We start from the raw sequence: 16832 nt of genomic DNA on the forward strand, positions 1-16832 counted from the left end.
CTAAAGAACTAGAAGCCCTCCAGCTCCGCCATCAGATCATTCAACCGATCAACCTTCTCCTCGGTAATGTCACTCGCCGCCAGTCCATCAATGTACTCAGCCAGTTCCTCCACCGTGCTGCACTCGAACATCGCCCGCAGCGGCACATCGCGTTGCAGGGTTTTCTGCACGCGCGAGGCGATCTGCGTGGCCAGCAACGAGTGCCCGCCCAGCTCGAAGAAATTGTCGCGTACACCGACCTGCTCGACCTTTAACACTTCGGCCCAAATGTCGGCGAGGGTCTGCTCAAGATCATTGCGCGGCGCCAGATAGTCCTGGCTTTGCAACTGGCCGATCTCCAGCGCCGGAAGGGCTTTGCGATCGAGTTTGCCGTTGGCATTCAGCGGCATCTGCTCAAGCCACAACCAGTGCAGCGGCACCATGTATTCCGGCAGTTCGGCGCGCAGGCGCTGTTTGATCCGCTCCAGGCGTTCGCTCGGATTGAGTGCTGAATCAGCTGCAACCAGATAACCGACCAAGTGCTTACCGTTGACGCCTTCCTGCACACCGACCGCGCCATCGCGCACTTCCGGTTGTTCGTGCAGGCGCGCTTCGATCTCACCCAACTCGATGCGGTAACCGCGAATCTTCACTTGATGGTCGACGCGGCCAACATACTCCAGCACTCCGTCGCTACGACGCCGCGCCAGGTCACCGGTGCGATACAGACGCTCGCCCGGCGCACCGAACGGGTTCGGCACAAACACCGGCGCGGTGCGCAACGGATCGCTGACATAACCGCGTCCGACGCCCGTGCCCGCCACGCACAACTCACCCACCGCGCCCAACGGCACCAGGTCCAGCGCGCCGTCGACCAAGTACAACAAGTTGTTGTCGGTCGGCGTGCCGATCGGCAAGTAACTGCCGCGCGTCGACGCCATGTCGACACGGAAGAACGCCACGTCATCGGAACATTCCGCCGGGCCATAAGCGTTGACCAGACCGATGTCCGGGTAACGCAGCAGCCATTGGTGCGCCAGTTCCGGTGGCATCGCTTCACCGGTCGGCAGCATCCAGCGCAGGCCATCCAGACTCAGACGATCCGCGGCGAGCATGCCCTGAATCAGCGACGGCACGCTCTCCAGCACGGTGATGCCCTGCGCTTGCACGTGCACCAGCAACCCTTGCGGATCGTGGGCGATGGTGTTCGGCACGATGTCCACCCGCGCGCCGAACAACGGTGCGGCAAGGAACTGCCAGACCGAAATATCGAAGCTTTGCGAAGCGGTCTGCGCGATCACGTCGGCGTCGCTCAGGTTCAGATACGGCACCTTGCTCAGTTGGTTATTGAGCATGCCGCGCTGCTCGACCATTACGCCTTTCGGCAGGCCTGTCGAACCCGAGGTGTAGATCACGTAAGCGAGGTTGTCCGGGCCGCTGTAAATACCCAGGTTCTGCGCCGAAGTCGCCGCTGCCTGGATCTCTTCCCACACCAGCAAGCGTGGGCGATTGGCGCAGCTGAACTCATCCAGCAAAGTCTGCGCTTGTTCAAAGCATGCTTTGGAGCAGACCAGCACCGGCGTGCGACTCAGCTCGATGATGCGTTGCAAACGCTGGCTCGGCAGGCCCGGATCCAGTGGCAGGTAACCCGCGCCAGCCTTGAAGCTGCCGATGATCATGCCGAGCAGATCGAGATTGCGTTCGCCGAGCAACGCCACCGGTTGATCCCTCTGCACCCCGGCCGCGACCAGTGCATGGCCGAGACGGTTGGCATTCTGGTTCAGCTCGGCGTAGCTCAGTTGCTGATCAAGACACGTCGCGGCGATACGCTGTGGATGCGCGGCGACCTGCGCTTCGAACAGCGCAACATAGCTCTGCTCCAGCGGATAATCGTGGGCACTCTGGTTGCAACCATGGAGCAGGAAGTCCTGTTCCTCGGCACCCAGCAGCGGCAGATCGGCCATGTCGCCATGGAAGTCATCGACTAACGCCAACAGCAAACGCTTGAACTCGCCGAGCATGCGTTCGATGGTCGATTCATCGAAATAGCGTTGGTCATAGGACAGATGCAGACCAAGGTCATCGCCCGGGTAGCACACCGCCGTCAGCGGGAAGTTGGTGTGGGTTCGGCCGGAGTCCGAAGTCGCATTCAGGCTCTGCGCACGATCCAGTACCGAGACTTCCACCGGGGCGTTTTCGAAGACGAACAGGCTATCGAACAGCGGCTGGCCTTTCGGCAATTCGCTCTGTTCCTGGATGTTCACCAGCGGCAGGTATTCGTACTCGCGCAGTTGCATGTTGCTGTCGAGCAAACCACTGAGCCACTGACGCACGCTGCTGCGCTGATCGTCCTCAGGCATCTTCACCCGCAGGGCGATACTGTTGATGAACAGGCCGACGGTACGCTGCATTTCCGGCATGTCCACCGGACGCCCGGCCACGGTGACGCCGAACAGCACGTCACGATCGCCACTCATGCGCCGCAGCACCAAGGCCCACGCTGCTTGAGCAAAAGTGTTGATGGTCAGTTGATGGGCCTGAGCCAGTTCACGCAGACGTGCACCGTCCTCGACATTGAGGCGGGTATAGCGGTCGCCAACGATCATGCCGCCGCTTTCACCGGCGTGTTCGCGCAGGAACGGACGATCGCTCGGGATCGGCGTGGTGCGCTCAAACCCTTGCAGGTTCTGCTGCCACCACTGCCGCGCCTCGGCCAGGCTCTGGCGTTGCAGCCAGCCGATGTAATCGCGATAACGCGGCGGCACGCTCAATTGCGCTTCGCGACCCTCACCGAGAGCGGTGTAGATCTCGAAGAAGTCGTTCATCAGCAACGAACGGCACCAGGCATCGATGAGTATGTGGTGGTTGCTCATCATGAACCAGTAACGCGCCGCGCCCACCTTGATCAGGCGCAGGTGGAACGGCGCCTGATTGAGCAGATCGAAACCGGCCTCGCGCTCATGTTTCAGCAGCGCTTGCAGCTTTGGTTCCTGCTCGGTTTCGGCGATGGCGCTCCAGTCCAGATACTCGATCGGTGTGCGACCCGGTGTGTGAATCACTTGCAGCATGTCTTCGCCGACATTCCAGCAGAACGACGCGCGCAGCGCTTCGTGACGGGCGATCACCGCTTGCCACGCGTGGGCGAAACGCTCGGCGTCGAGTTCGCTGTTGATACGGTAGCGATCCTGCATGTAGTACAGACCAGTGCCCGGTTCGAGCAAGGTGTGCAGCAGCATGCCTTCCTGCATTGGCGTCAGCGGATAGACGTCTTCGATGTGCGCGGCCGGCACCGGCAAGGCATCGAGTTGCGCCTGAGTCAGCTTGGCCAGTGGGAAGTCCGACGGCGTCAAGCCACCGGCCTCGTCTTGCAGGCAATGGGTGATCAGGCTTTGCAGCTCGCCGAGGTAGGCATCGGCCAGATCGTTGATGGTTTGCGCCTCGTAACGCTCGGCGCTGAAGGTCCAGCGCAGCAGCAGTTCACCGCCGTAAACCTGACTGTCGACGCTCAGCTCGTTTGGTAACGGCGCGTGCGGATCGTGGGCGGCACCGATCGGCTCATCCAGCGGACGGAACAGCGCATCGCTACCGAAGCTCTGGTCGAACTGGCCGAGGTAGTTGAAGGTGACCGGCGCGTTCGGCAGCGCGGCCATGCTGCGCTGGCTGAGGTCATCGGCGAGATATCGCAGCACGCCATAACCGAGGCCTTTGTGCGGCACGGCACGCAGTTGCTCCTTGATCGCCTTGATCGAAGCGCCCTGCCCGGCGGCTTCTTCGATGTTGTGCGGGGTCAGGCGCAATGGATAGGCGCTGGTGAACCAGCCGACGGTGCGGGTCAGGTCGATCTCGTCGAACAGGGTTTCGCGACCGTGGCCTTCCAGTTGAACCAGCGCTGACGGCTGACCGCTCCAGCGGCAGAGTACGCGGGCCAGTGCAGTCAGCAGCAAGTCGTTAACTTGCGTGCGGTACGCGGCCGGCGCCTGCTGCAGCAATTGTTTGGTGTGCTCGGCATCGAGGCGCACGCTGACGGTTTGTGCGTGACGATTCTGCTGACCGCCCTGCGGATTTTCACACGGCAGATCGGCGTTCGGACCGGCCAGTTGGTTCTGCCACCAGTCGAGTTCTTCGCGCAGGGATTCGCTGCCAGCGTAGGCCTGCAGGCGTGCCGTCCAGTCCTTGAAGGCACTGGTTTTCGCCGGCAGTTTCACCGCTTGGTCGGCGTCGAGTTGGCGGTAAACGGTTTGCACATCGTCGAGCAGGACACGCCAAGACACGCCGTCGACCACCAAGTGATGAATCGCGATAAACAGGCGTTGCTGACCTTGCGGGCCATCGACCAGTACCGCTCGCACCAACGGCCCTTGTTCAAGGTCGAGGCTGCGCTGGGCATCGGCGAACAGTGCTTCGCACTGGTCCATCGAGGTCACGCGTACTTGCCACAACACCGCCGCATCGGAGACCGGTTGGTGCGTTGCTTGCCACGCGTTGTTGACTTCGCTGAAGCGCAGACGCAAGGCGTCATGCTGCTCGATCACCGCCAGCAGCGCCTGCTCCAGACGATGCGATTCGAGGGTTGCGGTCGGCTCCAGCAACAACGCCTGGTTCCAGTGCTGACGCTGAGGAATATCGGTGTCGAAGAACCAATGCTGAATCGGCGTCAGCGCCGATTCACCAACCACCAGACCTTGCTCGGCCGTCACCTGCTCGGTGCGGCTGGCCACGGCGGCGAGGGTCTGCACGGTCTGATGCTGGAACAAATCGCGCGGGCTGAAATGAATGCTCTGCTGCCGTGCGCGGCTGACCACTTGGATCGACAGAATCGAATCGCCGCCCAATTCAAAGAAGTTGTCGTTGAGGCCGACCTGTTCGACGTTGAGCACCTCGCACCAGATCTGCGCCAGGGTCTGCTCCAGTTCGTTGCTCGGCGCGACGTAGTCCTGACGATTCAACTCAGGATCCGGCGCCGGCAAGGCGCGGCGGTCGACTTTGCCGTTGGCGGTCAGCGGCATGCTTGCCAACAGAATCAGGTGGGTCGGCACCATGTAATCCGGCAGTTGCGCCTTGAGGTGCGCCTTGAGCGCGTCGCGTAATTCAGCCTGTCTGGCTTCGCTTTTTTCGGCGACTTCGGTGACCAGATAGCCCACCAGTTGTTTGCCGCTCGGCGCATCCAGTGCGAGCACCACGGCTTCGCGGATCGAATCGTGATCGAGCAGGCGGGTTTCGATTTCGCCGAGCTCGATACGGAATCCACGGATTTTAACCTGATGGTCGATCCGGCCCAGGTATTCCACCAAACCATCGGCACGCTGGCGCACCAGGTCGCCGGTGCGATACATGCGCCCGCCATCAGTGGCAAACGGGTCTGCGACAAAGCGCTCGGCGGTGATGCCCGGGCGATCGTGATAAGCCTGGGCCAGACCGGCTCCGCCGACGAACAACTCACCGGTCGCGCCTTGCGGTACCAGCGCCAGATTGGCGTCAAGAATGTACGCGACACGCGCGCCAATCACGCTGCCGATCGGCACGCTGCCGGCGCCCTCTTCCAGCACCTCCGGCGCCAGACTGGCCATTGGCATGACCACGGTTTCCGTTGGGCCGTAAGCGTTGAAGAACATCGCCGGTTTGAACGCTGCGCGAATCCGTTGCAGGTGTTCACCGGTCAATGCTTCGCCGCCGGTGATGATCATCCGCACCGGGAGGATTTCGTTTTGCGTCGAGAGGAACTGCGCCAACTGACTGCCGTAGCTCGGGGTGAAACCGAGTACGTTGATCTTGTGCGTGCGGATCAAGCCGCAGATTTCTTCCGCGTCCCACTGACCTTGTGCACGCAATACAACCTGCGCGCCACTGAGCAGCGGCACCAACAGACGCTCGGTCGCCGCATCGAAGTTGATCGAATAGAAGTGCAGTTCGCAGTCGTCGGGGCGCATGCCAAACCGCTCGATCACGGCCTGACAGTGCATGGCGATTTCGCCGTGGGAGACCACCACGCCTTTCGGCTTACCGGTCGAGCCCGAGGTGTAAATCAGGTAAGCCTGATGTTGCGGCAGGCTGATAAACGGCAGCTCACTGGCCGGGTAAGCGGCGAGTGCCGCGCTGTCCTCTTCCAGGCACCAGCGCGCCACGCTCGGCGGCAGATCGCCGAGGGCTTTGAACATCGCGCGATCACTGAGCAGCAGACCGATGCGGCTGTCTTCGATCATGTAATGCAGACGGTCGAGCGGGTATTCCGGGTCCAGCGGCACATACGCACCGCCAGCCTTGAGAATCGCCAGCAGGCCGATGACCATTTCCAGCGAACGCTCCAGCGCCAGGCCGACCCGCACTTGCGGGCCGACGCCACGCTCTCGCAGCGCCCAGGCCAGACGATTGGCGCGGGCGTCGAGTTCGGCGTAGCTCAGGGTCTGCCCGGCGAAGGTCAGGGCCGGCGCGTCTTTGCGCGCCAGCGCTTGTTCGGCGAACAGATGATGGATGCACTGGTCGAGACGATGCTCGCCCGGCTCGATACCAAGGCTGTCGAGCAGGTGCTGTTGCTCGGGTTGATCGAGCAGCGGCAATTCGCTGAGGCGCTGTTGCGGATCGGCGATCAGCGCTTCAAGCAGATTGCGCCAATGTTTGGCCATGCGCGCGATGGTCGGCTCGTCGAACAAGTCGGTGCTGTAAGTCAGGCAGCAACCGAGGCGATGGTCGAGGTCGGTGACTTCCAGGTTGAGGTCGAACTTGGTCGCTCGCGCATCGTTGGCCAGGTACTCGACGGTCATGCCGGCAAGCATGCGGCTCTGCTGGAATTCCCAACGCTGCACGTTGCACATCACCTGGAACAACGGGTTGTAGGCGGCGCTGCGCGGTGGCTGCAAGGCTTCAACCAGATGATCGAACGGCAGATCCTGATGCGACTGGCCTTCGATCACGGTGTGACGCACCTGCTCGAACAGTTCGCCGACCGACATCATGCCGTCGAGCTGGCAACGCAACACTTGGGTATTGAGGAAGGCACCAATCAGCCCTTCGCTTTCCGGACGGATGCGGTTGGCCACTGGCGCGCCAATGCGCAGATCAGTCTGGCCGCTGTAGCGGTACAGCAGCGTGGCGAGTGCGGCGGTCATGGTCATGAACAGGGTCAGACCATTTTGCGCATTGAACGCACGAACCCGCGCGGCGAGGTCGTCACTGAGGTCGAAACGGAACAGCTCGCCTTGGTGGCTTTGCACCGGCGGACGCGGCCGGTCGCCGGGCAATTCCAGCAGCGGATGTTCGCGACCGAGTTGTGCGGTCCAGTAGTCGAGCTGACGCTGACGCTCGCCGGATTCCAGCCAGTTGCGCTGCCAGACGCTGTAGTCGAGGTACTGCACCGGCAGCGGCTCAAGCGGCGAATCGCGATCATCGACAAACGCTTCGTACAGCGCACTGAGTTCCCGGGCGAAAATGTCCATCGCCCAGCCTTCAGTGACGATGTGGTGCAGGGTCAGCACGAAGTAATGCTCGTGCTCGGCGGTCTTCACCAGGCAGGCGCGCAGCAGCGGACCGGTTTCCAGATCGAACGGCAGATGCGCTTCTTCGTCAGCCAGTTGCTGAACTTTTTGCTCACGCACGTCGGCGGCGAATTTGGAGAAGTCCTTCCAGCCCATGCGCACGCCGGTCTCGGCATGCACCTGCTGACGGGCGACGCCGTCGACGCTCGGGAACGTGGTGCGCAGGGTTTCGTGACGCAGAATCAGTGCTTGCAGCGCGGCCTCGAAACGCTCGACGTGCAATACCCCACGCAGACGCGCCATGCCGCCAACGTTGTACGCCGGGCTGTCCGGCTCCATCTGCCAGAGGAACCACATGCGCTGTTGCGAGTACGACAGCGGCACCGGTTTGCTGCGATCAACCTTGTCGATCGGCGGCTGTTTGTTGGTGCGGCCGCTGGCCTGGATCAGGCGGATCTGTTCGGCGAAATCACCGAGTTCGCTGTGCTCGAACAAGGCGCGCAACGGCAGCTCGACGTCACAGGCCTGACGGGTGCGCGAGATGATTTGCGTGGCCAGCAGCGAATGACCGCCGAGGGCGAAGAAATCGTCGCGCAGGCCGATTTGAGGCAGGCCGAGCACTTCGCGCCAGATCGCGGCGATCTGCTGTTCCAGTTCAGTCACCGGCTCGACGTGCTCACGCACTTGCCATTGCGGCTCGGGCAAGGCGCGGCGGTCGAGTTTGCCGCTGGGGCTCAGGGGCATTGCGTCCAGACGCATCAGTTGCGCCGGGACCATGTACTCCGGCAGCTCGGCGGCCAGTGCGGTTTTCAGGCGCGTGATTTGTTCGTCGTGATCTTCGTTGATATCGGTCGTGGTGAAGTAGCCGATCAGTTGCGCGCCGGCAGCGGTTTCACGCACCAGCACCACGGCTTGGGCGACGCCGTCCTGCGCGAGCAAGCGTGCTTCGATTTCTTCCGGTTCGACGCGGAAGCCACGCAGTTTGACCTGCTGATCGAGACGGCCGAGGTATTCGATCACGCCATCGGCGGTCCAGCGCGCACGGTCGCCAGTGCGGTACAAACGTGCGCCCTGCTCGCCCAGCGGATCGACGACAAAGCGTTCAGCGGTCAAGGAAGGACGACCGAGGTAACCGCGAGCCAGACCGCTACCGCTGATGCACAGCTCACCCGGCACACCGGCCGGGACTGGATTGAGATCGGCATCGAGAACGCGGCAAATAACGTTGCCCAACGGACGGCCGATCGGCGAGCGTTCGCCATCGGCCGTGGTGCAATGCCAGTGGGTGACGTTGATCGCGGTTTCGGTCGGGCCGTAACGGTTGTGCAATTGCACCGCCGGCAGTTGCGCCAGCACGCGGTTACGCAGTTCGGCCGGCAACGCTTCACCGCCGGAGAAGACCCGGCGCAGGCTGGTGCATTCGGCGCTCAGCGGTTCGTCAATGAACAGCGAAAGCAGCGGCGGGACAAAGTGCAACGTGGTCACGCCATGTTCTTGAACCAGTTGGGCGATGCGATGCGGATCGCGGTGTTCACTGGGACCTGCAATCAGCAGGCGTGCGCCGGTGATCAGCGGCCAGAAGCATTCCCACACCGACACGTCGAAACTGATCGGCGCCTTTTGCATCAGCACATCGGTTTCGTTGAGCGCGTAAGCGTTCTGCATCCATTGCAGACGTTCGGCCAGTGCCGCATGGGTGTTGCCGACACCTTTCGGTTGGCCGGTGGAACCCGAGGTGTAAATCACGTAAGCGAGGTTGTCGCCGTGCAGGTGCAGGCCTGGCGCCTGGCTCGGCCAGTTTTCCAGGTGCAGCGCGTCCATGGCGATCACGCTGACGCCATCGCTGGCCGGCAAACGCTCGAGCAATTCGGTCTGGGTCAGGAGCAATTCGACGCCGCTGTTGCTGAGCATGTAGGCCAGTCGATCGGCCGGGTAATCCGGGTCCAGCGGTACATAGGCGCCGCCGGCCTTGATGATCGCCAGCAGGCCGATCAGCAGTTGCGGCGAACGCTCGGCGGCAATGGCTACGCAAACGTCCGGGCCGACGCCTTTGTCGCGCAGATAGTGCGCGAGACGGTTGGATTGCGCGTGCAGTTCAGCGAAGTCGAGGCTGCCACCGTCCCACACCAGCGCGGTGCGCTCCGGGGTCAGACGCGCCTGTTCATTGAGCAGTTCCGGCAACCACTGTTGCGCCGGGGTGCACGGTGCGACGCTCCAGTTTTTTTGCTGAGCGTGCTCGCTGGTGGTCAGCAATTGCAGGTCGCCGATGGCTTGCTCCGGGCGTTCGCAGACTTCGCGCAACAGATTGCTGAAGTGCTCGGCCAGACGCTCGATGGTCGTCGCGTCGAACAGTTCACTGGCGTAGTCGAACGATAGCGTCAGGCGACCGTTACGGTCCTCTTCGCTGTGCAGTTGCAGGTCGAACTTGGCTTCGCGGCTGTGCCACGGCAGTTCTTCGGCGAGCAGACCCGGCAGGCGCTTGAGCGCACTCAGATCACGTTGCTGGTGGTTGAACATGACCTGGAACAAGCCTTGTTCACGAGCCTGCGGAAAGGCTTCGAGCAGCTGTTCGAACGGCAGATCCTGATTCGCTTGGGCACCGAGTGCGGCTTGACGAGTCTGGGCCAGCAACTCGACAAACGACAGGCGCGAATCGATTTGCGCACGCAGCACTTGAGTGTTGATGAAGAAGCCGATCAGGCCCTGGGTTTCCAGGCGCGGACGGTTGGCGTTGGGTACGCCGATGCGAATGTCGCGCTGACCGCTGTAGCGATGCAGCAGGCTCTGCAATGCCGAAAGTAACAGCATGAACGGTGTCGATTGGTGAGCCTGCGCCGTGTGGCGGATCGCATCGCTGAGGCTGCCGGCCAGACGCACGGTATGGCGTGCTGCGCTATGAGTTTGCTTAGCGGACCGTGGGTAATCGGTGGCCAATTCCAGCGCTGGATGCTCGTCACCCAACTGCGCTTTCCAGTACGCCAGTTGCCGCTCGCCCTCGCCTTGCGCCAGCCATTGGCGCTGCCAGCTACCGTAGTCGGCGTAATGGGTTGGCAGTGGCGTGAGGCTGGCCGTCGCGCCTTGCGAAGCGGCGGCGTACAGGCGCGAGAACTCGTCGATCAATATGTTCAGCGACCAGCCGTCAGCGATGATGTGGTGCAGCGTCACCAGCAACTGGTGATCTTCGTCGTCGAGACGCACCAGCGTCACCCACAGCAGCGGGCCTTTTTCCAAGTCGAACTGAGTGCGTGCTTCGTCTTCGCGGATTTGTTGCGCACGGGCCTCGCGCTCAGCCGCCGGCAAGTCGCTGATGTCGAACAGTTGCAGGTTGAGTTCGGCGGCGGCAGCGACTTGTTGCAGGGCCACGCCGTCGCGTTCGAAGAAGCGTGTGCGCAGGGATTCATGGCGTTCGATCAGTTGCTGGAAACTGGTGCGCAACGCGTCTTCGTCCAGTTCGCCGCGCAAACGAAGGCCGCCGGGAATGTTGTAGGCACTGCTTTGCTGGTCAAGTTGCCAGGTGATCCACAGACGGTTTTGTGCCAGCGATTGCGGCATTGGCTCGCTACGCGACAACGCAGTGATTGCGCCTTGCGCGCTGCCGCCATCCTGTTGCTGTTGTGCCACGGCAGCGGCGAATGCCGACAGGGTCGGGGCTTCGAACAGCAGGCGCAGGTTCAGCTCAAGGCTGAGTTCTTCGCGAACCCGGGCGATCACTTGCGTGGCGGCGATCGAGTTGCCGCCGAGCAGGAAGAAGTGATCGTCGGCGTTGACCTGTTTGACGTTGAGTTGCTCGGCCCAGATTTTGCCGATCAGTGTTTCGAGTTCAGATGCACTGGTGGTTGCCTCTTGGCTTTCGGATGCCGTCGTCGGGAATACTGCGTAGCTGTCGAGACTGCCATCGGCCAGGCGATTGCGACACGCCGAACGCTGCAATTTGCCGCTGGAGGTTTTCGGTAGCGCACCCGGATTGAGCAGCACCACCACGCTTGGTGCTTCCTGATACGCCTCGGCTACCGCTTGGCGAATGGCTTTGATCAAGGCCTCCGGAGGGAGGATTTTCTGCACGCTGCGGCTGATTTCCGCCGCGATACCGATGCCCTCCTCACCCTCCTGACTGACCGCAAATGCGGCGACGCGGCCCTTGCGCACCACTTCCACTTCGTTCTCGACGGTCTTCTCGATGTCCTGCGGATAGAGGTTGTGACCGCGCACGATGAGCATGTCTTTCAAGCGCCCCGTGATGAACAGTTCACCGTCGCGGATAAAGCCCAGATCACCAGTGCGCAACCAGGTACGTCCGGCGTGCTGGACGAAGGTCTTGGCGCTGGCTTCGGGGTTGCGCCAGTAGCCGAGAGCGATACTCGGGCCGGCGGCCCAGACTTCGCCCACCGCGTTATCGGCGAGTTCTTCGAGACTGCTCGGCTCGACGATCAGCACGGCGTGTTCCGGCTGGCTGATGCCGCAACTCATGATCGGACTGCCCTCGCCCGGCTCGGCGCGGTTTTGCGCCAGCGCCTGATCGTCCACACGCAGTGCCGGGATGCCGGTGCCGCGCGGGGTGCCGGCGACGAACAATGTGGCTTCGGCCAGACCGTACGAGGCCATGAAATTGTCTGCGCTGAAACCGCACGAGGTGAACTTCTCGGCGAAGCGTTCGAGGGTGTCGAGACGGATTGGCTCGGAACCGGAATAGGCCACGCGCCAACGGCTCAGATCGAGACGTTCGAGTGCCGATTCGCTGACGCGCTCGCTGCACAATCGATAAGCAAAGTCCGGCCCGCCGCTGATGGTGCCGCCGTATTCGCTGATCGCTTCCAGCCAACGCAACGGCCGGCCGAGGAAGTAGGCCGGTGACATGAGAATGCACGGCACGCCGCTGAAAATCGGCTGCAGCAGACCACCGATCAAACCCATGTCGTGATACAGCGGCAGCCAGCTGACGATCACATCATCCGGATTTACATCGATACCGAAACCGTGACGGATCAACAGTTCGTTGGCGACCAGATTGCCGTGGCTGACCTGCACGCCTTTGGGCAGTGCGGTAGAGCCGGAGGTGTATTGCAGGAACGCGATGTGGTCTTGCGGCAGGACCGGTTCAACCCATCGTTCGGCGAGCGTACGGTCGAGGGTATCGACGCACAGCAGCGGCGGCGCGCCTTCGATCTGCTGCAACGCGTCGCGCAGGTCGGCACTGGTCAGCAGCAGACGCGGTTCGGCGTCGGCAATGATCGACAGCAAACGCTCCTGATGGTGACGACGCGCGGATTCCGGCGGATAGGCTGGCACCGCGATGACGCCGGCGTACAGGCAGCCAAAAAACGCCGCGACATAGTCCGGACCGCTCGGGAACAGCAGCACCGCGCGATCACCGAATTCAGCCTCAGCCTGCAACGCGGCAGCAATCGTACGCGCGCGCTGATCCAGTTCGCGATAGCTCAGTACCACAGCCTGCTCTTCGCTTTCGGCAAGAAAACGCAAAGCCAGTCGATCCGGCGTCAGAGCCGCGCGGCGCTGGAGGGCTTGGACCAGGGTGCTGGGGAGTTCGAACGCGTCGGTCATGAGGTTTCCTGCCTGAATTCGGCTTGCTAATGGAATCGGGTTGCTGCGTCACACCCCTCGAAGGGCATGCAGGGCGCGGTCTGTGCCGACCGCGCAAGGCATCGGAATGCTGTCTGGCCGGGGATGTGTACCCGGAACCATTCACCAATGAGAACGGATGACGTCTTGAAATAATTAGTCGGCAGGCTGGATAGCCAATGGGGCTGGGGTGTGGCGGCGTGTCGCAGGTCTCAGAATGCACCGTTGTGGATCATTAGTTCTCTTTCTCAATTGACAATCATTATCATTCAACATAATTTGTCGCTCGATGTGTAGGACGGCCCCGTCCCCCCAGGCGTCCCACTAACCTATTTGGCAGCAAGGTGATTTCCATGACGGAACAAGTATCCACAAGCAGGTGCGATTCACCGCTACTTCAGGCATTCGTCGACAATCGACTGATTCTGGTCAAGATTGCAGCCCGTATTACCGGCTGCCGCTCACGTGCCGAAGACGTGGTGCAGGATGCGTTTTTCCGATTGCAGTCGGCGCCACCGATCACGTCGTCGATCAAGGCTCAACTGAGCTATCTGTTCCAGATCGTGCGCAACCTCGCCATCGATCACTACCGCAAACAGGCGCTGGAACAGAAGTACTCCGGCCCTGAAGAGGAAGGGCTGAACGTGGTCATTCAGGGTGCTTCGCCGGAAACCTCGCACATCAATTTCTCGACCCTGGAAAACATCGCCGATGCACTGACCGAGCTGCCTAGCCGCACTCGCTATGCGTTCGAAATGTACCGCCTGCACGGCGTGCCGCAAAAGGACATCGCCAAGGAACTCGGCGTATCGCCAACCCTGGTCAACTTCATGATTCGTGATGCACTGGTGCACTGCCGCAAGGTCTCGGGCAGTCGTCGGGATGCGGTGATTGCGGGTCGTCGCTAAGATTCAGATTTTGCGTCAAGCCATTCGCGAGCAGGCTCGCTCCCACATGGAATTTGTGAGTGCCACAAAACCCATGTGGGAGCGAGCCTGCTCGCGAAGGCGGCCTCAAGATCACAGAAATCCTGAAGCCAGATCATCACGCCAGCTTGCACCGATCAAAAAACCGCTCACGCCCCAGCATCATCAGCGCCGCGCGCTTGTGCGGGAAGTCGAACTCTTTCTCACAGTGAAAGCACTGATTCTGCATATGGCCGATCATCTTCGCGTTGTCGGCCCGAGGCTCGGCGACCACACGCTGCGTGCGCGGATCATCCAGAAACAGGTAATGCACCAGCGCCGATAACCAGCTCGCCACTTTGTGCGGGCCGCGATGATCTTCTTCGCCGACCAGCATGTGAATGCCGCGATCGTAATTGTCGGCATCGTAGAACGGCGCGATGCGATCTTCCTTGGCCCAATAGGCTTCGAAATAGGCAAACGGCTGATCATCGAAACAGCCAATCAGCGTCAGCGTATGCGGGTCAGCATCGAGCTTGCTCAGGTATTCGCGATGCTTCTCGATGCTGCCCTCTTCCTGCCAGAAACTGGCGACGCGCGGGCTGTTCTGCCAGCGGTTGAAACGCGGCAAATCGTCTTCGATCTCGACTGTACGCAAGGAAATCCACGCACCAAGGCGCGCATCGAAACGCCGATACACTTCGCCCCGCGGCTTCACTGGGCGCAGCGGATGACGCTTGCCCTGGCTGATGACCATTTGCTGCGGATAGCTGCCTGCCAGCGAAGTGCCGAGCCACGGTTGTGGCAACTGCCAGAACAGCGTGCGCTCGCAGCGATATTCGCCAGCCACTTCGGTGCTCACCAGCAAGCCACTGAGCAACGCTTCGGTCGGCGGCTGATCCAGTTGCCAGGTCAATTGCTGGCACGCCGGATCCCGCGCGAACAGCCAGTAACAGGCCGCCCATAATGCCTGCCCGGGCGGCAAAGCGAAGCGCTCATCGATCTGGATCGGCCCCTTGGCCTCCCGATCAAGGCGCAAGCGGATCAGCGGTTGCCCGTCCAGGCTCAGGCTCAGACGGCTTTCGGTTGCATCAGCGATCAGTTGACTGCCCGAAGGCAAGGCCAGGGCAGTCAGGTCATTCAGATTGGACATGGGTCGGGCTCACGATAATCGTCGACAGTTCAACGATGTGACGTGATCCGGGAAGGAAAATTTAGGCTTTATCGGGAAATCGGTGCCTCAGTGATGAGGCACCGGCACTACGGCAATCTTGTACGGATCAAAGATTTTCAGCATTTCGCCGTTATCGCGCAGGCCTTGCAGCAACTTGCCAAACGCAGCACCGGTAATCGGCGCCGTCGGGCGAAGAATGGCGTAATGGTGATAGACCTGATCAATGCGCTGCGACACCAGCAATTCATCGCGCACCTTCTCGTTACGCAGCAGGTAATCGAACAGATAGGAACGCGTCACCAGGGCGATATCCGCCCGCGAACGCAGGACCATCAGCAGATTGCTGTCGTGGGAATAGGTCAGCGTGGCGTTGAAATTCTGCGCGAGGAATTTTGGGTCGGCGTTGAAGTTGGCGAACTCGTAGTGGTAACCGCTGAACAGCGCCAGACGCTTGCCAGTGAGATCGGCAAAATAGTTCTGCTGACGACCGTCTTCGCGTTGCGCGACGAAAATCTCCGCGTCCTCAAGGCCCATGTCGACATCCGCGTGGGGAATCTCCTTCCAGCCCCAGTCGGGATTCTCGAAAATCGCCATGTCGATCCGACCCTGCTTGAAATCCCCGAAGCGCCGCGGAATCGAGGTCGGCACAAGGACGAACTGATAGTCGCTTTGCAGACGATTGAGGGCCTCGACCAACTGCGGCAGGAGGCCTGTGTCAGCGCCGTTTTCCGGGCGAATGGTGTAAGGCGGAAAATGCGCCGCGCCGACCCGAACCAATTGCGCTGCCTGAGCGGGCAATACCCAGAATGCAGCCAGCGCTGCGAGCATCAACCCCGCGGCCGTCCGAATTGGCAAAGACTTCAAAACACCCCACTCCCCGAAAAAATACCGATCAATGCATTCAAGCTAGGCGGTTTCGCCCAGTTAGCCAGTTTCCCGACTGGATAGAAAGTGCTTCAACGCGCTTCGAGGACCAGAATCAACGCCTCATCGGCCAACTGATCGAGGCTCAAACTGCCGCCGGCACGGAACCAGGTGGTCGTCCACGACAGTGCACCAGTGAGGAAACGTCGGGTAATAAATACATCGCCACGGATAAATCCAGCGTCCTTGGCTTCACCCAGCACTTGCAGCCAGATGTCCTCGTAGACATCACGCAGCGCCAGCACTTTGGCCTGACCGTCTTCGGACAGCGAGCGCCACTCATAAACCAACACCGCCATGGCTTCACCGCTGCCGCCCATGATCGACTGCAGTTCGCAGCGGATCAGCGCCAGCACCCGTTCGCGTACATTCGTCGCGTCGGCGAGCGCCGCACGCATCAACGCGGTGTTGTAACGGATGGTTTCTTCCATCACCGCGCGGAGGATTTCATCCTTGCTTTTGAAGTGATGAAAAATGCTGCCCGACTGGATGCCGACGGCGCCGGCCAGGTCACGCACCGTGGTGCGTTCGTAGCCTTTGTTGCGAAACAGGTGAGCGGCCACTTGCAGCAATTTGCCGCGGGCGCTGTCGGGGTCGGTCAATTGGCCTTCATCAACCAAATCGCGCATGACCCTCAGGGCTTTTTGCTCGTCCACCCGTTCTCTCCTACAGTCGATCAGTCTGTTGCCCCCTGAAACCGCAGGGTTGCGCGCAATTTAAGCCGCCAGCGGCAACCAAGCAAGCGCTTGGGCAGAAGATAGTTTCAACTGTTTACAAACCAAGCGCTTGCTTGGTAGCCTCCAG

Annotated in this window: 5 protein-coding genes; 1 reads left to right on the forward strand and 4 read right to left on the reverse strand. The window is 61.2% G+C overall.

What is annotated here, in order from left to right:
- Positions 1 to 8: 8 nt before the first annotated feature.
- Positions 9 to 13007 carry a non-ribosomal peptide synthetase gene (locus VY732_RS20695; RefSeq protein WP_331691637.1) on the reverse strand — a complete coding sequence of 4333 codons (12999 nt, stop codon included), beginning with the start codon at positions 13005 to 13007 and terminating at the stop codon, positions 9 to 11.
- 371 nt (positions 13008 to 13378) lie between these two features.
- Between VY732_RS20695 and VY732_RS20700 the strand changes: the two genes are divergently transcribed.
- Entirely contained in the window at positions 13379 to 13933 is a 555-nt protein-coding gene (locus VY732_RS20700) for an RNA polymerase factor sigma-70 (protein ID WP_016985448.1), read from the forward strand.
- A gap of 136 nt (positions 13934 to 14069) precedes the next feature.
- Here the strand turns inward: VY732_RS20700 and VY732_RS20705 are convergent, their stop codons facing one another.
- From VY732_RS20705 to VY732_RS20715, 3 genes are all read right to left on the reverse strand, one after another.
- Positions 14070 to 15083 (reverse strand): GNAT family N-acetyltransferase, encoded by a 1014-nt coding sequence (locus VY732_RS20705; protein WP_331691638.1) that lies wholly within the window; start codon positions 15081 to 15083, stop codon positions 14070 to 14072.
- Positions 15084 to 15170: 87 nt separating this feature from the next.
- Positions 15171 to 15968: a substrate-binding periplasmic protein gene (locus tag VY732_RS20710; protein WP_077573894.1), complete on the reverse strand. Its 798-nt coding sequence runs from the start codon at positions 15966 to 15968 to the stop codon at positions 15171 to 15173.
- A gap of 92 nt (positions 15969 to 16060) precedes the next feature.
- Positions 16061 to 16684, reverse strand: a complete 624-nt coding sequence (locus tag VY732_RS20715; protein WP_116030558.1) for a TetR/AcrR family transcriptional regulator — start codon at positions 16682 to 16684, stop codon at positions 16061 to 16063.
- Positions 16685 to 16832: the final 148 nt, after the last annotated feature.

The sequence above is a fragment of the Pseudomonas sp. ZY71 genome (assembly GCF_036542145.1).
GTDB lineage: Bacteria > Pseudomonadota > Gammaproteobacteria > Pseudomonadales > Pseudomonadaceae > Aquipseudomonas > Aquipseudomonas koreensis_A.

Coding starts and splice junctions, on each gene's coding strand:
- VY732_RS20705 (WP_331691638.1), bottom strand. CDS start 15,083: ATGTCCAATCTGAATGACCTGACTGCCCTGGCCTTGCCTTCGGGCAGT.
- VY732_RS20695 (WP_331691637.1), bottom strand. CDS start 13,007: ATGACCGACGCGTTCGAACTCCCCAGCACCCTGGTCCAAGCCCTCCAG.
- VY732_RS20700 (WP_016985448.1), top strand. CDS start 13,379: ATGACGGAACAAGTATCCACAAGCAGGTGCGATTCACCGCTACTTCAG.